Source organism: Haloferax profundi (genome assembly GCF_001469865.1).
GTDB classification, from domain to species: Archaea; Halobacteriota; Halobacteria; order Halobacteriales; family Haloferacaceae; genus Haloferax; species Haloferax profundi.
This window is the reverse complement of record NZ_LOPV01000134.1, coordinates 1-18,558: the sequence shown is the minus strand read 5'-3', so window position 1 is coordinate 18,558 and position 18,558 is coordinate 1. Positions and strand designations below refer to the sequence as shown.

Here is an 18,558-nt window from a genome sequence, read left to right as displayed (position 1 = left end):
AGTTCTGGACTGCTGCGGTCGGCGCAGACGAGACGATAGACCTCCTCGTCGAGCGCTTGGCCGCGGCGGACGATTCGCTCGTGATGGTCGCGGGGACACCATCGCCACAGTTCGACCTCGGGGCGGTCGGTGACCTCGTCGTCGAAGAACTCGAAGCGGCACTCGAACGCGGCGTGGAAGTCTCGATTCTCATGTCGCCGGACCTCGTCGATAGCCTGCCAGAGAGCGTCGGCAAACGGTACATGAACCGACTCTCCGACCACCCGGACTTCCACGTGCGGACGGCGGAGAACCTCACGGGCGTGTTCAACCTCATCGACGACGTGGAAGTCTGTATCGAGGTGCCGAACCCACTGGACCCCGGACAGGTGTTCGCGATGATAGACCTGAAGGACCCGGACTTCGCGGCCGACCTCAGGGGGACGTTCGACCCTCGCTGGGAGGCAGCGGCACCGCTCCCGTTGTAACAGCGACCGAAAAACAGCGCACCGAGTGCGTTAGGCGTCGAGTTCGTCTCGTAGTTGGCCCAGCGTCACTTCGCGTTCCGCGTGGGCGTTGTGCTGGTGAATCGACTCGTCGTTCGACTGCTTCATGTGGACCACTGCGTCGTCCGAGAGGTGCGCGAGTTCCTCCACAGACATCTCGGCCATCGACCGGACGCAGTCTTCGACGAACTTCGCGTTCGCGTGTGCGTGGTACGTCATGTGGTCTTCGTCCGGGCGCTTCGCGAGGTTGTAGATGCGTGCCGACATCGAGTCGCGGGCGATGTCGATGAGGTCCATGAGGTCGACGTCGGGAGACCCTTCTGTCTCGACGGTGAGCGTCGCGTGACCGCGCTGGGAGTGACCGGGTTGGGGGACTTTTTCGAGGAACTCTTCGATGGTGTCGTCGTCGACGGCGAGGTCCTGAAGCACGTCACGGGCGCGGGAGGCGGACATCCCTTGCGAACAGGGACAGACAGTCATCCCGACGACTTCGGCCCCAATCTCTTCGCGGGTTCCGTCTTCGGTGGCCGTCGCACTGGCGATAATCTGTGCGGTACTCTGGGTTGCCAGTCCGCTGGCCGGAGTATCTTCACGGACGACGAGTTCGGCAGTCATCCGAACCTCTGCCGTCGTGGTGTACTCGTGTTTCGCGAGGAGACGTTCGGCGGCGTCGCCGCACATGTCTTCGACCCGGTAGGCGGGTTCGGAGACGGCGGCTTCGAGAACCTCGTCGATGACCTGCATATTTCGGCTCATGTCGATGCCCTTTCGACCACTCGGGAGGTCGACGAAGACTTCGAACTCCGCCATCAAGACGAGCGGACGTTTTCCGTCGCGGGCAATCTTGACGAGCTTCTCGACGCCTGTGACGCCGACCTGGCTGAGCCCGACGGTTACGTCCGGCTGAGAGGCCTGTACGTCAGGCAACTGGTGACTCATCAGCGAGTAAGAAGTGCTGTTGCTGATTAGTGCTTTCGATAGGCGAACAAACCGCTGGAGGACGGAGCGCTCCGGGCCACTACGGCCAATCGTCGCGGCCGTCGTCCTCGAACGGGTCTTCTACCGACTCGTCGTCCTCGGCGATGGGCCACTCGGCCGCGTCCGCCGCGTCTTCGACGGCGAGGTACTCCCACCCGGTCTCTTCGGCGATAGCCCTGTCGTCGTCGCTGGTCCCGACGAAGACGTGTCTGTCGGTGTCGAACTGTCGCATCACGTTCTCGAGACTCTCTTCGACGCCGCGGGGACCGGAGAAGAAGTCCTGACGGATGCGTTCTTTCCGGGTGAAGTTGGTCACGACGTACGTCGGTTTCTCGCTCACGACGCCGACGTACTTCGTCCACGTGCGAGCGTCCGCGAACGCCGCGTTCGGGTCTGCGAGGCGTTTGAGGGCCTCTAGTTCGAACGCGAGCGTCATCGTCCCTTGTCCGCCACCTGCAGCCATGTCCGCCGATAGGCGGCGAAGCGTGGAAAACCACTTCGGTCCTCGCCGACCGAACCGACGGTCAGCAGTGACTCGGCAGGGTGTCGAACGACGTGGTGTGAAAACGGGTCGAGAGACCGACGTCAGCGATTACTGGACGCGGAAATATTCGGTGAAGACGACGACGTCGCCACGCGAGAGACGCGTGGCGGTCGGGTCGATGTCGAGACGGCCCGAGTGGGACACAGTTGCGAGGGCGTGCTGGGTCTGCTCACTGAGTTCGTCGAAGTGGTGAACCCGAACACCGGCGGGCACGTCAGTCACGGGAACGACGACGGGCGACGTGGTGACGTCTGGCGCAGACGTGGGCTGTTCGTCCTTTGATGACATATGGTAACACATGGCATCAGGTGACATAAATGTTTGCCAGAACTTGCAGACAGGAGGGGAATACTACAGCCATTAGTCACGTCGTGTCTCGACTGTGACGGGCGTGAGAAGACGAAGAGAGCGTGGCAGAAGGGTGAGCCAATCGAGTGCTGCGAGGGGCCTCTCGGGGAGGCGCAGTCGGTGCTGAGAGAGGGAGAAAACCGGGAGGTGACTGGCCGGTTACTGTTCGGCCGCCGCGCCTTCGAGGTCTTCGAGTTGGAAGTCCTGCTTCACGAGGGTGTCCAACTGACCGCTGACGTCGACCTGTTCGCGCATGAGCTTCTTGTACTTCGTCTGCGGCGAGAGGTCGCCGATGAGGACGCCGCCGACGATTTTCCCGTCCTTGATGGCGAGACGCCGCCACTCGGTGTCGGAGTACTTCGCTTCGACGCTCTCGTCGCCGAGGGTCGGGTGCCCGAACGAGAGGAACGGGAAGTCGAAGTGGGTGATGGAGTACGACGAGACCCAGCGGAACTCCGCAGAGCCGTAGTCGACCATGTTCTTGGCCGCGATGGTTCCTTGTTCCTTGGCGGAGCCCCACGCACCGTTCTGTGCACGCTCGCCGAGGATGACGTCGTGGAACTCGGTGATGTCACCGGCCGCGAAGATGTCGTCGTGGTTCGTCCGCATGTACTCGTCCACGTAGATGCCGGTGTCGTACTCGATGTCCGTGCCGCCGAGAATCTCCGTGTTGAAGTTCAGGCCGATGGCGATGCCGACGAAGTCGGCGGGGTAGCGGTCGCCGTTGGGGTCGATAGCGGCCGTGACGACGCCATCGTCGTCCATCTCGAAGTGGTCGACACCGGAGTCGAAGACCGGTTCGACGTTACGCTCGCGGAGCGCGTTGTGGATAATCTCTGCGCCGTCCTGCGAGAGCGCGTAGCGCCACCACGCCTTGCCGCGCATGAGGTACTTGCCTTCGACGCCCTGTGCGGCAGTGATGGCCGCGAGGTCGATGCCGAGGAGACCCGCACCGATGACGACGGAGTTGTCCGCCTGTTCGATGTGCTCTTTGATGTCGCGGGCGTCTTGGAACGTCCAGAAGTGGTGGATACCTTCCGCGTCGGAGTTCTCGACGGGGAGTTGCGTCGGGGTGCCACCGATGGCGAGGAGGAGTTTGTCGTACTCGTACTCGGTGCCGTCGTGGGCGGTGAGCGTGTGCGCGTCGGGGTCGATGTCAGTGACGAGCGTGTTCAGGACGAGGTCGACATCCCGGTCGTCGTACCACGATTCGTCGTGGATGGAGATAGGTGCCTCAGGGAGTTTGCCCTTGGCGAACTCTTTGATCAGGATACGATTGTACAGGGGTTCACCCTCGTCCGTGATGATTGTGATGTCGGCATCGGGTTCCTCCTCACGGAGGGTCTCGGCCGCTGAGGCCCCCGCGATGCCGTCGCCGACGATCACGTACGATTGACTCATGACCCGACGTTTGTATTCGGGGTTAATGTGGATTGCTATCTCCCTCATGATTGTTTAGTCAGTGGAAATCCGCCGCGAGAGACGAGAAACGGAGAGAATAGCCGGTTCGTGGATGAGATTGCTGGTCGCGAGAGAGATAGCCAGTTCGTGGAAGTGATTACCGACTAGTGGCAGTCGCACGGCACGTCGTCCGGTCGGCCACCGTCGGCGGCGACACGGGTCGGAGTGCGGGTCCGGCGGAGGGCGTCACGAACCAGTGCGGGGGCGCCGGTTCTGACGGCCGCACGGAGGACCGCACGGAACCCAAGCGCCGTGACGAGGAATCCGAGTGGCCACCCGACGAAGAGGGCCACGAGGCCGACTCCCGGTCCGAGGGGAGCGACGAGTGTGGCGGCGAACGTCGCGACGAAGATACCGACCACTGCTGCGAGCGCGACGAACACCGTGTCACCGAGCGTTCCAAGTGTGTCCGGACGCTCGTCCAGAGCGTCTGGAAGTCCGAGTTTGTTGTCGTGGGTCATCGTTGTTCTCCTCGTCTAGACGGACGACCCCCGACACCAAAAGGGTAAGCAGAATGATATTTTTGTAAGCCGGCTTACCGTACCGAATTTATGCAATTTCGCCGAGATGTTCGACGCGCGAATCGATGCACGCGAGCGTCTCGTCGAGTTCGACGACGAGCGCGTCTGATTCGTGTTCGATACGGACGCTGATGCGCCACGGGTCGTCGTCCACGATGGTGAGGGCGTCGTCGCCGACGACCCACGAGAACCGCCAGAAGGGCGTCCCGCACACGTCGTCGCCGCGAGACGAGAGGAACCCGAGGACGGTCGATTCGTCGAGTAAGACCAGTCCGACGGGCGAGACGGCCTCGTAGGCACACTGCGCGCAACGGTGGTTCACGACCACGTCGAGTTCGAACGGGTCGGTGTCGCGAGAGAGTTCGGTACTCGTGGTGCCGCCGCACTCGGGGCAGACGCCGTCGGCGGCGAGGCAGTGGAGGTGTCGCACTCGCTGATCGAACGCCGAGAGAAGCGCGTCAGTCGACCGGTTCTGGAGGCCACCCGGTGGGAACTCCTCGTGCGCGTGGACTCGTTCACAATCGGCACAGGCGATGGTGAGTTTCTCGTCGCCGTAGTCTGCTTCGAGTGGACCGTCGCACGAGACACACGTCCCCGGCGCGGGGAACGCGGGGAGGACCGGGTCTTCGTTGAACGTGCCTGCGAGCACGGCGCGGACGACTTTCTCGCCGGCGTGGCGGAAGTCGTAGCCCTCGTCGGTCTTGTGGACGAACTGGCCGCGGAGTTTGCCGAGGTGGTAGTTGAAGCGGGCGCTGTCGTCGACGCCGACGCGCCGGCGAAGTTCGGAGAAGGGGACTGGGCGGTCTGGTGACTCCCAGAGCGCTTCGAGGATGGTCAGTCGCGTCTCGTCCGCGACGATTGCGAACGCCTCGGCGGGGGAGAGGCAGTCGTCGCAGTCGAGGACCGAATCCTCGCGGATTGATGCGGAGTCGCTCATAGTCAGGACATGAACACGCGATACAATAAATCACCTCGTGAAATCTCGTTCAGTCCCTCCATAGGCGTGGTCTTTACGTGTATTCGACCCTAAGCCGGCGACTGAATGAAGATTCGTCAGAACATCCGCCACTTTGCGACGAAGAAGGCCCTCACCATGCCCGTCATCGGTGACATCGCCACCGAGAAGATGGTCGACCTCCACGTGCGCATCTTCGGCGAACGCGCCGACCCGGACCACCGGGAAGAGCGCGAAGCCCACATGGCGGCGTTCTTCGAGTGTACCTTCGACACCTACCTTGCGGCGCTCGACGCCGGGTTCCCGGAGGCCGAAGCACGCGAGATAACCCACATCCAGGCCAACTTCGACTTCTACAACTACGGGTGGACCGAGATGATGGAGTTCCCGGCGGACGAACTCGAGGCCCACTACGAGCGCTACGAGGAGTTCTTCGAGCGCTACGGCATCGACATCGCGAACCCGCTCGGTGACTTCCGAACCATCGAGATTCCGGACGCACCCGCGACGCTGGAGAAGTTGGACAACCCCGTCCACCCGCACGCGGAAGGCGGGTTCGCCGACGACGTGTACGTCGAAGACGAGACTGGCGAGGTCAACGTCGGCGGCACCGACGAACCGGAAGAGGTGGACGTGAACGCGGCACCGGGTCTGCAAGACGTCGACGAAGAGACGGCGTAAGGCCGCGCTCGAACCCCGTTTTTAGTCGTCTGCCGCCGCGGCCATCCGCGGCGAGTCGACGACGTTGTCTTTCCACGTGCCGCGCGTGAACCACGCGAACGCGACGACGGCAGCGACGACGTTCGACAACGATATCGCCCACCAGACGCCGGTGACGCCCATGTCACCGTAGGCGACGAGGAGGTACGCCGGCGGGATGCGGAACACCCACAGCGAGAGGAGGGTGAATATCATCGCCGTCCGCGTCGACCCGCTTCCGCGGAATCCACCGGAGACGACCCGGAAGACGCCGAGGAACAGGTACGACGGCGCGATGATTCGGAGGAAGTCCACGCCGATTCCGATGACGTTCGGTTCGCCGGGGATGAACACCGAGAAGATGGGTTCGGCGAAGAAGTACGCGCCCGCAGAGACGAACACGAGTGCGCCGGCGATGAGGCCAGCGCCGAGGTGGACGCCGTGTTCTGCACGCTCCGGTTTCTCCGCGCCGAGGTTCTGGCCGACCACTGTCTCGATACCCTGCTGGAGACCGATGGCCGGGAGGAACACGAGCGAGTTGAGGCGGATTCCGATACCGAACGCCGCGACTGCCGCGGCGGTGTCGGTGCCGACTGCTTCCGCGCCGGCGAACGCGACGATGGCCGTCAGTGCCGTCACACCGAGGGCGCGCGTCGATTGCTCGACACTGGTCGGCGCACCGATTTTGACGATTTTTCGGACCGTCTCGGCTTTCAGGACGAGGTCACGCGGCGAGAGTTGGATGCCGACTCGCCCCGAGAAGAGGAGGCCGAACCCGACGAGTGCGCCGAGTCCGCGCGAGAACACGGTTGCGATTGCCGCCCCTTGCACACCGAACCCGGTGAACCCCGTGGCCGCGAAGAGTTGCGACTGGAGTGCGCCGAGGCCGATGATGCCGAAGAGCGGGTTGCCGTCGAACCCGAGGATGAGGAAGGGGTCGATGATGACGTTCAGCGCGACGCCGAAGGCCATGAGGAACATCGGCGTCCGGGTGTCGCCCCACCCGCGCAGGAGCGCCTGAAAGATGAAGAAGCCGAACATGAAGTAGACGCCGAGGAAGATGGTCCGCGTGTACTCGACGGCCAGGTTGTGGACTTCGGTGCCGGGTGTCGTCCCGATGAGGGGCAAGATGGTCGGCGCGAGGAGGTAGCCAACTGCCGAGAAGAATATCGACAAGAGCGTGACGAACGCGATGGTCTGGCCGGCGACGTGGTCGACTCTGTCGTGGTTGCCGGCACCCTTGTTCTGGGCGACGAGGACGGTTCCGGCCACGGTGAACCCGCCACCGATGGATATCATGAGGAAGACGAGCGGCCACGAGAACGACAGCGCTGACACTGCGTTCTCGCCCACGCGTCCGACCCAGAAGGTGTCGGCGAGGTTGTAGCCGACCTGCATGAGTTGCGAGAGGACGATGGGAATCGAGAGGGTCAACAGCGGTTTGAGCAGGTCACCCTCTGTCAGGTTGACGTCGCGGGTGCTCACTCGGCACCCTCCGTCACCGCACTCGTCTCGTCATGGTCGTCGCCGAGGAGGTTCGAGACGACGAACGTCTCCAGTGCGGCGCGAACGTCGTGGGGGGCGTCGTGTGCCGAGCAGGTCACGTCGTCCGCGTCGGACCCGGAGACGATGACTCGCTGGAGGCGCGCGCCGTCGAGGGCGGCGAACAGGAGCGACGCCGTCCGGTCGGCGTCTACCTCGCGGAAGACGCCCTGTTCGATACCGTCGCGGATGATGTCGGCGAAGCGTTCGCGGATGGCCGCCTCGTTCTGGGCGATTTGTTCCCGGTAGGCCTCGTCGTGGGGGGCCTGCGTCCGAAGTTCCGTCAGAGCGAGGCCGAACCGGTCGTAGTCGCCGTCGTCGTCCACGTCGGGCACCATCTTGTCGAGGAGGAACCGAAGTCGCTCTTCCGGCGCGTCGCCCTCGGTTGCGTCGACTTTCTCCTCGAATCGGTCCAGCAGGTACGCGAGGAACGCGACGAGCAACTCGCGTTTCGTCCCGTAGTGGTAGTGGAGGAGGGACTTGCTCTTTCCTGCCTCGTCGGCGATTCGCTGCATGGTCAAGTCGGCGTACCCGTGGGCGCACAGCGCCCGATACGTCGCCTGCATCAACTCGTCGTGGACCTCGTCGGGGACAGACTGGTCCGGCGTCGCGTCAGAACTCACTAACTGACTGGTCAGTCAGTGACGCCAAAAGGGGTTCCGGATTCGTAGTGGATTGCCGGTAAGCGTGGCTCGACGTGACACGAAATCGGAGACGTGGTCGGCGCGTGGGTCGGGGGAGGTTACAGTCGCTCGTCGATTCGGTCGGCGACTTCGTACCCGGCGACGATGCCACCGTTGAGCGAGCGCTCGGGGTACTGCGCCTCGGAGGCCATGCCGGCGTAGTAGACGCCGTCGGCGACGTCGTCCGCCAGGTCGTAGGGGACGACGAGGTCGAGGTAGCCACGTTCGTACACCGGACCGGCGCGCGGGTTGCGGGCGATTTTGAAGTCCTCGACAACGGAGCGGTCGAAGTCGGGGAACATGTCCTCGATTTCGTCGAACCACACGTCTTCGACTTCGTCGTCGTCCATCTGCCAGAGGTCTTCGTGCGGCCCCTGGACGTAACTCGCCACGTAGAGCAGGTGGTCGTCGCCGTACTGCTCCGGCGGGACGAAGTTCGTGTGTTCGATGAGCGACCCGAACGGCGCGTCGTGGGCGATGTTGAGCCAGTAGGTGTCCATCAGCGACTCGGACATAGTCGCGAGGCCACAGACGGCGCCCTGGAAGTCGATGTCGCACTGGAACCCAGTGAGGTCTTCGAGGACGTTCGGCATCGCGGCGACGACCACCGACTCGACCTCGTGGGTCTCGGTTCCGTCATCTGTCTCGACTGTGATGGTGTCCACCTCCCCGTCGTCGGTGTCGAGGCCGGTGACACGCGACCCGGTCTGAATGTTCTCTCGGCCGACGGCATCGACGAGAGCGTCGATGAGCGGGGCGAACCCGCCGTCGAAGTAGCCGAGGAGTTCGCCACGGAGCAGGTCACGTTCGCCGCGGAAGCGAACGCGCCCGAGGAACCACGCGGCCGACACGTCGTCTTTGCGCTCGCCGAACTTGCCGTCGAGGAGCGGTTCGACGAAGTTGTCGTAGACGCCCTGCGTCGTGTGTTCGACCACGAAGTCCCGGATGGGCGTGTGTTCGTACTCCGCGAGTTCCTCGTAGGCGTCGAAGTCCGGGATGCCGCCGCGCACGTCGACGCCGAGGGTGAGCATCCCGAGGCGGAACTTGTCGTAGAGGCTCATGTGTGGGTACGCCGCGATTTGCCACGCCGTGTCCAACGGGTGGACCACACCGTCGACGTAGTAGGCGTTCTTGCCGATGCGCCACTCCAGGTCGTCGCCGAGGCCGAGTTCCTCGGCGAGTTCGACGATGGTCTCTTCGGACTTCGAGAGGTGGTGGTAGAACTTCTCGATGTCGTCGCCGTTCGTCTCGTAGGTCGCCGCGAGACCGCCGAGTGAGTCGGCCGCCTCGAAGATGCGAACGTCGTGACCCCGTTTACGGAGTCGATGCGCCGCGGCGAGGCCCGCGATGCCGCCGCCGACGATGCCTATCATAGACCGGGCTTCGATGGGCGTCGGAAAGTCCTTTCTGATTGGTCCGTCTCGGGAAGCGAAGGTTGGAGTTTTAACCCCTGTCTCCCCAGTCCTCTGCATGCACGGCGCGTCTCACTGGCAGGCCACACCCTACACGATTCCGCTCGGGGTCGGTGCGGGCCTCTTCGTGATCCTCGGCGTCTACTTGCTTCAACGCCGGACGGCGCGCCGCCTCGTTCCCGGAGCGACCCTCGGCGCACTCTTGCTCTTTGCGTCCGGTCTGTGGATGGGGATGTACGCTCTCGAACTCTCCCGGACGGACTTCGCGACCAAGGTTCTCCTGAACCAACTCGGTTACCTCGGTATCGCGCCGTTGCCGCTGTTGTGGCTGGCGTACGTGCTTCGCCACGCCGGGTTCGACGACCTCCCCCGGACAGCGTGGGTCGGACTTGGAAGCATCTCGGCGCTCGCTGCCGGTCTCGCGTTGACGAACCAGTGGCACGGCCTCATCTGGGACGGCCTCTGGCTTTCGCAACAGAGTGGGTACGTCGTCCTCGTGAACGACCACAACATCGCGTTCACCGGGTTCATCGTCTACGCGTACATCCTCATCTTCGTCGGTGTCGGCGTCCTCCTCCGAACGCTGCTCCGCGCCGACGGAATCTACCGAAAACAGACGTTCGGACTGCTCGTCGGGGGTCTCGTCCCGGCTATCGGCGGCGTGGTCTACGTCGCAGATGCGAGTCCCGTTCCAGGGTTGAACCTCCCCGCGCTGGCGTTCTCACTGACGTCTACGGCCGTCGCGTGGAGCGTCTTCCGTCATCGCCTCTTCACCGTCGTCCCCATCGCCTGGGAGTCTGCCGTCGAATCGATGGACTGGGCCGCAATCGTCCTCGATAGTGACGACAGAATCCTCGACGCGAACCCGTCGGGCGAACAGGTGCTCGCCAGACCGCTCGTCGATTCGTACGGTCTCCCCGTCGAACAGACGCTTCCTTCGGCGGTGATGGCCGCCGTCGACGACCCATCGAGGTCCGAGGTGACGGTGACTACCGACGGCGAGGAGCGAGATTTCCTCGTGAACACGACGCAACTCGGTGACGACGCGGCGACTTCCGGGACGCTCATCCTCGTCCGCGACATCACCGCGCGCAAAGAGCGCGAACGCAGACTGAAGCGCCAAAACGACCGTCTCGAAGAGTTCGCGTCCGTCGTCTCACACGACTTGCGCAACCCACTGACTGTCGCCCGCGGCTACCTCGAACTGGCACACGAGACGGGCGACGACGAGTACTTCGAGCGCGTCGAAGACGCCCACGACCGGATGGAGACGATTATCGAAGACTTGCTCACACTCGCTCGCCAAGGAGAGACGCTCACCGTCGTCTCACCCGTCGCGCTTCGCACCGTCGCACACGAGGCGTGGGACAGTGTCGCCGTCGGCGACGCGACGCTCGACGTGCGCACCGAGACGACTGTCGTCGCCGACCGGGGCCGTCTCCGACAACTGTTCGAGAACCTGTTTCGGAACGCCGTTGAACATGGTTCAACGAGCGACCAGACCTCGTCTGGTGGCGCTGTGGAACACGAGACGACGCCGGAGAGAGATGCGGACAGCGACTCTCTCACCGTCACCGTCGGCCAGCGAGGCGATGGCTTCTACGTCGAAGACGACGGTCCCGGTATCCCCGAATCTGAACGCGAAGACGTGTTCGAACGAGGCTACACGACACACGAAGACGGGACCGGGTTCGGCCTTCCCATCGTCAAGTCCGTAGCCGAAGCACACGGGTGGTCGGTTTCGCTGACGTCGTCGTCCGCAGGCGGTGCTCGGTTCGAGTTCAGCGGCATCGAAACGCCCACGAAATCGGACGACGAGACGGTTGCCGCAGAGTCGACAGACGACTGAGACGGGGTTCGACACCGAGAGACCGTCCGAATGCGACGTTCGCCACATTTTTATCTGCGATACGGCAACTCCGGGGCATGGTTACGGTCCGCGCACCCGCCACGAGCGCCAATCTCGGAAGTGGGTTCGACGTCTTCGGTGTGGCTCTCGACCGCCCGGCAGACGTCGTTCACGTCGAGCGAGCGGACCGCACAACAATCGAAGTGACGGGTGTCGGGAGTCAGTACATCCCCACAGACCCGGACCGAAACGTCGTCGGTGCCGTCGCCGAGGCACTCGACGCACCCGCACACATCCGCATCGACAAGGGCGTCCGCCCGTCGTCGGGTCTCGGGTCGTCCGCCGCGAGTTCCGCCGCCGCCGCCCTCGCGTTGAACGAGTTGTACGACAGGGGACTCTCTCGCGAAGAACTCGTGCCGGTCGCTGCCGAAGGTGAGGCAGTCGTCTCCGGCGAGGCACACGCCGACAACGTCGCACCCGCACTCCTCGGCGGGTTCACCGTCGCGACGGGAGAGGGTGTGACCACCGTCGATGCCGACATTCCACTGGTCGCCTGCCTCCCCGAAATCGCCGTCTCGACCCGCGACGCACGGCGCGTCGTCCCCGACACCGCGAACATGGAGGATATCGTCCACACTGTCGGCCGGGCGGCGACGCTCTCGGTCGGGATGTGTCGACGCGACCCTGCTCTCGTCGGCGCGGGGATGGACGACCGAATCGTCACGCCGGCGCGGGCCGAACTCATCACCGGGTACGCCGACGTTCGGTCTGCCGCCCTCGCCGCGGGTGCAGACGGGGTCACCGTCTCCGGTGCCGGCCCATCGGTGCTCGCTGTGTGTGGTGAACGTGAGCGAACTCGCGTCGCCGCGGCGATGGTCGAAGCCTTCGACGAGGCGGACGTCGCCGCCCGCGCCTACAAGACCCGCGTCGGAAGCGGGGCTGAAGTATTCGATTTCTGAGCGTTCTTGAGACACGCTACCACACGCTCATTCTTCACGAATTCTACCGGCAGAGTGGCCGTAACGTAGTCACATGGTCAGTGGTAACACGATTCCGAGAAGACTTTTCTCACAAACGCGAGAAGTTTGGAACATGAACCGAGCACTCGTCGTCGTGACCCCCAACGAGCGGTCGAAGCGTATCCTCCGAGAGGCCGGCGAACTCGCTGCCGGAAGCGGAGCAGAACTCGTCGTCCTCACCGTCATCCCGAACGACGAGTTCGAAGAGACGCGGTCCGCCCTCGCCGACGTCGGGTCGTCCGACGTCGTCTACGGTGTGGACCAAGCGACAGAGTCGGCGCGCCGCCGAGCGAAGCGGCTCGCCCGCGAGACACTCGATGGCCTCGACGTGGAGTACCGTGTCGTGGCCGACATCGGCCCCGAAGTGGACTCCGTTTTGGAGACGGCCCAGTGGGAAGCGTGCGACCACCTGTTCATCTCGGGTCGCCGTCGCTCGCCCACGGGGAAACTCATCTCCCGCGACACCACGCAGTCCATCATGCTCAAGTTCGACGGTCCGGTGACGGTCCTCCTCGCCGAAGCGGACGAAACGGACTCCGAGTCGAAAGAGAAGAAGAGCGCTCTCGCGTAATCGGTCGTCTCGTCGCGTTCACGCAGTCGAACGAATCGACGAGAAGTGTCCGTCGTAGACCGAATTAGACGCCGCGGCCTTGCAGTTTCTTCTCTTCGGGCATGTCGACGTTCGCTTCGCCCTTCATGCCCTTGCCGATGCCCGTAGCGATTTCGGCGAGTTTCTCCGGGTCGTCCCAGTTGTTGACTGCCTCGACGACTGCCTTGCCCATCTTCTCTGGGTCCTCGGCACCGAAGATACCCGACCCGACGAAGATGCCGTCGCACTCGTGGTACATCATGAGTGCGGCGTCTGCCGGGGTGGCGATACCGCCGGCGGCGAAGTTGACGACGGGCAGACGGCCCATCTCGGCCGTCTCGTGGACGAGTTCGGCGGGTGCTTCGTGTTCGCGGGCCCACTTCTCGCGTTCGTCGAAGTTCAGTCCGGTGAGCGTACGAATCTGGTTCTTGATGGTTCGCTGGTGGGTGACCGCCTGGTTCACGTCGCCCGTGCCGGCCTCACCTTTCGTGCGAATCATCGCGGCACCTTCGTTGATGCGGCGGAGTGCCTCGGGGAGGTTGCGTGCGCCACAGACGAACGGCGCGGTGAAGTCGCGCTTGTCGATGTGGTACTCGTTGTCGGCAGGGGTGAGAACCTCACTCTCGTCGACCATGTCGACGCCGACAGCCTCGAGAATCTGGGCCTCGGTGTAGTGGCCGATACGTGCCTTTCCCATCACCGGGATAGAGACGGCGTCGATAATCTCTGTGACCTTCTCCGGGTCGGCCATCCGAGAGACACCGCCACGCTTGCGGATGTCGGCGGGGACCGCTTCGAGCGACATGACGGCGACTGCGCCGACTTCCTCGGCTATCTTTGCTTGCTCAGCGTTGACGACGTCCATGATGACGCCGCCTTTCTGCATCTGTGCGAACCCGCGTTTGACGAGTTCAGTGCCGCGCCGGAGTTCCTCCAGGTCGGTCTCCTCAGCCATATTCGTGGCTTGCGACTGGGTACACTTAAGCAATCTCTTCCGACCGTCATCGGTTCTCATTCGTCACCGGATTCCATGGGTAAGACCGGCACCGCTTTCCCTCCCCCACGCTTCGGCGTGGGTATGGACGCGGTGACGCGATTGCGCCGACTACTCGACGACCCGAGGTCTCTCTTCGGCGACGACGAATTACCCGCGACAGCAGACCTGCCACGGTGGCTCAACCCACTTCCGGAGTGGCTCGAAAACTTCGGTCTCAACGTCGCGTGGGTCGTCGTCGTCATCAACCTCGTCGGCACCGCCTTCGGCTTTTGGTACTACGGCTTTCAGTTCAGCATCGAACCCGTCGTGATGTGGCCGTTCGTCCCCGACAGTCCGGTCGCGACGCTCTTTATCGCCCTCTCGCTCGCGTTGTGGAAACTCGGCCGCTCGAACGAGTACCTCAACGCCCTCGCGTTCTTCGGGTGTCTCAAACTCGGCTTGTGGACGCCGTACGTCTTGCTCGTGTTCAAGAGCGACTTCTCGTACCTCCACTGGGCGATGTACAACTTCCTCTTCTGGAGTCACCTCGCGATGGTCGTCGAGGCGTTCCTCATCCAGCGCTACGCGACGTTCCCCATCGTCGCCGTCTTCACCGCCGTCGTCTGGTACGGGTTCAACGACGTCGTCGACTATTTCGTCCCGCTGGTCGGAACGCCGCACCACACGCTCATCCCCGCAGAACCGATTCTCGACGGTGTCGTCCAGCACATCGCGCCGGCCCACGAACTCGCCGCCGCGGGTGCCGTCGTGTTGACGCTGACTGCGACGTTCCTCGCCCTCTCGACGCGTGTCGTGAAAGTCGAACGCGGTGCAGTCTGAGTCGAGACACTCCCGTCGGCTTGGTCGTCGTCGACGAACTCCCAGTGTCGTAGTATCTCCGAGACACGAGCGAACGAGGTGAGCGAGCGTCCCCGGTGCGAGCACCGTCACAACTCTAGAGACCAACGGCAGGCGGAGTGTTCATCACTAATTGTGTGGTATTATATAACATGTCGCAGTGGGGGCGAGACGACCGGTTGACCGGGCGAGGAACGGCCGACGCGAGTGGTCGAGGCTCCGAGCCACACTATCGGCTGACGTGGGTGTCGCGATTGTTCCCGTCGAGTGACTTCAGTTCAGTCGTCCGTCGTGCAGCGCTCTTGAGTGTTGCCTACTTCGTCGTCGGGCTCGCGCTCTCGGTCGCGGTCGGTCGTGAAGCATCGTATCTGTTCTTGAACCGTCCGTTCGACGGATGGTCGTTCTTGGACGTGAACTTTCTCGGCCTCTCCGCGGTGATGGGCACTGTCGGTATCTTCATCGAACTGGTCATCGTGGGGCAGTGGTCGGTGGCCTACACAGACATCTGGAATCGTGTGGAAGCCTGTTTTGCTGTCGAAGAACGAGAGCGGTACCGAGCCCTCGTCGACGGGTATCTCGACCGAATGTACCGGATTCGTCGCGACCGGGTGGTCGACCTCAAACTCGTCTTCGTCGCGTTCGTCGTGTTCGAACCGGTGTTTATCGTGGTCGGAAACGGGCTCGACCCGCGAATTGGATGGGACCTCGTCCTCATCTACCTCAACGTCTGGTTGGTCTTTCTCGGACTCCTCGGTATCTTCCTGTTCCTCCTCCACCTTCGTCTGCTGACAGCACTCCGTGAGTTCGAAATCGCGAATCTCCACACCGCCGCGAGTCAGTTCGAGCCCGTCGCCAGTCTCGGAGTCTCCGTCGCAGTCAGTTGGTTCGTCGGTGTGACCGTGCTGGTGATTTACTACTGGCTCGATTCCGGGATTTCGCTCGCTGCGCCCTTCACGTCCCGGAGCGTCCCCACGTCACCCGACCTGGCGCTCCACCTTCTCCTCGTCACCGTCCTCGTCGTCGTCGGCGTGCTCATCTTCGCCGTCCCAGTCTGGGTAATCCACCTCCACATCGCAACCGGCAAGCGCCACTTGGTCGATGCACTCGACCAGCGCCGTGACGAACTCCTCGTCGGGTGGACGGGCGAGGGGACTCTCGATTCGTCCGTCGCGAGTGAGATTGGCCTCCTGGAAGACGTTAACCGGACGGCCGACCGTATCCGAACGTGGCCGTCTTTCGTCTCCGATTTAGTCCCCTTGGCCGTGTCCGCTTTTGTCCCCGTTGCAGAGGTGGTCATCCAGTTCGTGTGACCCTCGACAGGAGGCGACCGAACCGGACGTCGTCGCCCAGCGTGTCCCACGTCTCACGCTGAGACACACGCTTTTCCCTCGCCGCGCCCAACCTGTCACCCGATGACTTTCTTCGACCGAGTTGCGGACGTGCCACTCACCATCGACTCCGTCTCCCGCACGCGCCACGAGAGTGATACCTCGAGTGGATTCCTCCGTAAGACCACCATCTTCGCACTCACTGGTGACGGCCACGTCGGACGCGGCGAAGACGTGACCTACGACGCAGAAGACCACGACGCCCTCGCCGACGCCCCCGACGACGTGTTCGACCTCGTGGGGTCGTACGACTCGTTCGCCGACTTCTCGGCCGCCCTCGACGGCGTCGACCTCTTCCCGACGAAAGCGCCCGAACGCGCCACGTCTGAACACTATCGCCGCTGGGCGCTCGAATCCGCCGGTTTGGACCTCGCGCTCCGACAGAACGAGACCGACCTCGCCACCGCAGTTGGCCGCGAACGCGACCCGGTACGGTTCGTCGTGAGCACTCGCCTCGGCGACCCGCCGTCTGCCGACCGCGTCGAGATGCTCCTCGACCGTGACCCAGACTGCGAGTTCAAACTCGACCCCACCTCAGACTGGGACGACGACCTCGTGGTGTCACTCGCCGACCACGACTGCGTCAGAATCCTCGACCTGAAGGGGCAGTACGAGGGGACCGAGGTCGACCAAGAAGCAGACCCGGCCCTGTACGAACGCGTCCTCTCCGGGTTCCCCGACGCAGTCGTCGAGGACCCCGCGTTCACGGACGAGACCCGCCCGCTGTTCGACGGCCACGAAGACCGGGTCTCGTGGGACTACCCGATTACGGGCGTCGAATCCGTCGAAGAACTGCCGTTCGAACCGTCGTGGCTGAACATCAAGCCCTCGCGGTTCGGCACCGTCGAGTCGCTCTTCGACACCATCGAGTACGCCCACGAACGAGGGATGTCACTCTACGGCGGCGGCCAGTTCGAACTCGGCGTCGGGCGCGACCACATCCAACTGCTCGCGTCGGTGTTCTACGCAGATGGCCCGAACGACGTCGCGCCGAGTGCGTACAACCTCCCGGAACCGCCGGAAGGGCTTCCACGGAGTCCGTTAGCGCCGAGCGACGACCCGTCGGGTCTGGACTTCTAAAACGAGAGGGGGTGAGGGGAGAGAGGACGGTGTACAGGATGGGCAACCAATCGACTGGCGTCGCCACGGCGGGAACTGAGGCACGCACTCGGCGACGGGGGCAGTTCGGTTCACCTGACATTCGGTAGGTCGAAGACGAACGTAAGAACTACGCGCGTGGGATACAGTGACACACCACCGGCGAAGGTTCTTATACTGGGGCGCGGCCAGACCGCACAGAATCGTGCTGCTCGGCGTTCACGCTCGACTCGTCTGCCTACACCGACTCCCGAGGAGCGACGGCGGCACGTCGCTCCTACTCGTCGCTATCTGCGTGCGCGCGGACCCACAACTCGCCGATACGGGAGAGTCGCGTCCGGTAGGACTTCCCGCGTTCTTCCTGCTCGATGTAGCCTTTCCCACCGGGGCCGAGTCGGTCGACGTTGTAGATGACCTTCGACCGGAAGGAGTCGGTGTACTCTTCGTTCATCTCGCGGGCCAGCGCTTCGGCGAGTTCCGAGACGGACCCGAACTCGCCGTGTTCGCCGAGTTTGAAGAGGATGACCTCCTCGAACGGTTTGACGTTCGAGAAGGAAGCCACGGGGAGTTCGACGATGTGGCGCTCACCGATTTGTTTCGCACCGATGGTCGTCCCGCGTTCGTCGAACTCCGAGAGCAGGTCGGACGACACGTCGAGTCGTTCGCGGATTTCCGCCTCGTCTATCTCGCCCGATTCGAGGATGGACTCGAGCAGGTCCCGACCAGCACGCAGTTCCTCGGCGAGTTCGGTCTCCAGATACTTCTCCGGGGCCGTGTAGTAGGTGTGGATGCGGTCTCTGTCGGCCTGTCGCTCCACCATGATGGAGTGGGCCGCCGTCGCGAAGGCGAACGAGACGGGGCGGGGCATGGCGCTCACGTTCACCCAGACTTCGCCGGGTTTCTCGTCGTCTCCCCGCACCTCGTCGTCGGCGTCGAGTTCGGCGTTGATGAGGTCGTACGCCTGCTCGAACGCGGCGTCGTAGTCGTACACGTCGTGGACGACGACGCGTTCTGTCTCCGCGCCGAGGAGGTTCTCGAAGTCCTTCTCCAACTTCCCGGAGAGGTTCATCGAATACTCGACGTTCGCCTCGCTCCCGACAGCCCCTTCGAGGAGGATGACGCGGTCGACGTCCAACTGATCGCGGATGAGAGG

19 protein-coding genes are annotated in these 18,558 nt (G+C 63.5%); 8 read left to right on the top strand and 11 right to left on the bottom strand.

Translation table 11 applies throughout. From position 1 onward, the window contains the following. The coding region (locus AUR66_RS06725; RefSeq protein WP_449271633.1) for a DUF7436 family protein at positions 1 to 467 on the top strand (467 nt) is incomplete at its 5' end. A 30-nt stretch (positions 468 to 497) separates the two neighbouring features. Here the strand turns inward: AUR66_RS06725 and mptA are convergent. The 6 genes from mptA to AUR66_RS06695 form a co-directional block, all read right to left on the bottom strand. Next, entirely contained in the window at positions 498 to 1,424 is a 927-nt protein-coding gene (mptA, locus tag AUR66_RS06720) for a GTP cyclohydrolase MptA (RefSeq protein WP_058571705.1), read from the bottom strand. A gap of 79 nt (positions 1,425 to 1,503) precedes the next feature. Then, a complete protein-coding gene (locus AUR66_RS06715; RefSeq protein WP_191965891.1) occupies positions 1,504 to 1,899 on the bottom strand; it encodes a DUF7124 domain-containing protein in 396 nt (131 codons plus the stop codon). A 156-nt stretch (positions 1,900 to 2,055) separates the two neighbouring features. Further along, entirely contained in the window at positions 2,056 to 2,295 is a 240-nt protein-coding gene (locus AUR66_RS06710) for a hypothetical protein (RefSeq protein ID WP_058571703.1), read from the bottom strand. 219 nt (positions 2,296 to 2,514) lie between these two features. Further along, positions 2,515 to 3,756, bottom strand: coding sequence for an NAD(P)/FAD-dependent oxidoreductase (locus AUR66_RS06705; RefSeq protein ID WP_058571702.1), 1,242 nt, complete (start codon positions 3,754 to 3,756; stop codon positions 2,515 to 2,517). Between the two features lie 164 nt (positions 3,757 to 3,920). After that, complete coding sequence (locus AUR66_RS06700; protein WP_058571701.1) at positions 3,921 to 4,277, bottom strand: hypothetical protein; 357 nt, start codon at positions 4,275 to 4,277, stop codon at positions 3,921 to 3,923. A gap of 88 nt (positions 4,278 to 4,365) precedes the next feature. Then, on the bottom strand, positions 4,366 to 5,274 hold the full coding sequence (locus AUR66_RS06695) for a winged helix-turn-helix domain-containing protein (RefSeq protein WP_058571700.1): 909 nt from the start codon (positions 5,272 to 5,274) through the stop codon (positions 4,366 to 4,368). Positions 5,275 to 5,379: 105 nt separating this feature from the next. Between AUR66_RS06695 and AUR66_RS06690 the strand changes: the two genes are divergently transcribed. Next, positions 5,380 to 5,973, top strand: a complete 594-nt coding sequence (locus AUR66_RS06690) for a DUF6149 family protein (protein WP_058571699.1) — start codon at positions 5,380 to 5,382, stop codon at positions 5,971 to 5,973. Between the two features lie 21 nt (positions 5,974 to 5,994). On the opposite strand, the gene AUR66_RS06685 is transcribed toward AUR66_RS06690, so the two are convergent. The 3 genes from AUR66_RS06685 to AUR66_RS06675 all read right to left on the bottom strand — a co-directional run bounded on the left by AUR66_RS06685 (position 5,995) and on the right by AUR66_RS06675 (position 9,589). Continuing rightward, positions 5,995 to 7,476, bottom strand: coding sequence for an MATE family efflux transporter (locus AUR66_RS06685; protein ID WP_058571698.1), 1,482 nt, complete (start codon positions 7,474 to 7,476; stop codon positions 5,995 to 5,997). Next, a complete protein-coding gene (locus AUR66_RS06680; RefSeq protein WP_058571697.1) occupies positions 7,473 to 8,156 on the bottom strand; it encodes a TetR/AcrR family transcriptional regulator in 684 nt (227 codons plus the stop codon). The genes AUR66_RS06685 and AUR66_RS06680 overlap by 4 nt, the downstream gene beginning before the upstream one ends. Positions 8,157 to 8,275: 119 nt before the next feature. Next, the gene (locus AUR66_RS06675) at positions 8,276 to 9,589 is read right to left on the bottom strand and encodes an NAD(P)/FAD-dependent oxidoreductase (protein WP_058571696.1); all 1,314 of its coding nucleotides are present in this window, start codon (positions 9,587 to 9,589) and stop codon (positions 8,276 to 8,278) included. A 97-nt stretch (positions 9,590 to 9,686) separates the two neighbouring features. Here AUR66_RS06675 and AUR66_RS06670 point away from each other — a divergent pair, with 97 nt between their 5' ends. From AUR66_RS06670 to AUR66_RS06660, 3 genes are all read left to right on the top strand, one after another. Further along, entirely contained in the window at positions 9,687 to 11,477 is a 1,791-nt protein-coding gene (locus tag AUR66_RS06670) for a sensor histidine kinase (RefSeq protein WP_058571695.1), read from the top strand. A 77-nt stretch (positions 11,478 to 11,554) separates the two neighbouring features. After that, the gene (locus AUR66_RS06665) at positions 11,555 to 12,436 is read left to right on the top strand and encodes a homoserine kinase (protein WP_058571694.1); all 882 of its coding nucleotides are present in this window, start codon (positions 11,555 to 11,557) and stop codon (positions 12,434 to 12,436) included. A gap of 133 nt (positions 12,437 to 12,569) precedes the next feature. Further along, entirely contained in the window at positions 12,570 to 13,067 is a 498-nt protein-coding gene (locus AUR66_RS06660) for a universal stress protein (protein WP_058571693.1), read from the top strand. A 64-nt stretch (positions 13,068 to 13,131) separates the two neighbouring features. On the opposite strand, the gene pdxS is transcribed toward AUR66_RS06660, so the two are convergent. Beyond that, the gene (pdxS, locus tag AUR66_RS06655) at positions 13,132 to 14,040 is read right to left on the bottom strand and encodes a pyridoxal 5'-phosphate synthase lyase subunit PdxS (protein WP_058571692.1); all 909 of its coding nucleotides are present in this window, start codon (positions 14,038 to 14,040) and stop codon (positions 13,132 to 13,134) included. Between the two features lie 123 nt (positions 14,041 to 14,163). Between pdxS and AUR66_RS06650 the strand changes: the two genes are divergently transcribed. From AUR66_RS06650 to AUR66_RS06640, 3 genes are all read left to right on the top strand, one after another. Then, complete coding sequence (locus AUR66_RS06650) at positions 14,164 to 14,901, top strand: DUF1405 domain-containing protein (protein ID WP_058571691.1); 738 nt, start codon at positions 14,164 to 14,166, stop codon at positions 14,899 to 14,901. Between the two features lie 170 nt (positions 14,902 to 15,071). Beyond that, positions 15,072 to 16,229 (top strand): hypothetical protein, encoded by a 1,158-nt coding sequence (locus tag AUR66_RS06645; RefSeq protein WP_058571690.1) that lies wholly within the window; start codon positions 15,072 to 15,074, stop codon positions 16,227 to 16,229. A gap of 102 nt (positions 16,230 to 16,331) precedes the next feature. Continuing rightward, the gene (locus AUR66_RS06640; protein WP_058571689.1) at positions 16,332 to 17,387 is read left to right on the top strand and encodes a hypothetical protein; all 1,056 of its coding nucleotides are present in this window, start codon (positions 16,332 to 16,334) and stop codon (positions 17,385 to 17,387) included. A gap of 295 nt (positions 17,388 to 17,682) precedes the next feature. Here the strand turns inward: AUR66_RS06640 and AUR66_RS06635 are convergent. Beyond that, positions 17,683 to 18,558 (bottom strand): HFX_2341 family transcriptional regulator (locus AUR66_RS06635; RefSeq protein WP_157533020.1); only part of this gene is annotated, 876 nt, incomplete at its 5' end.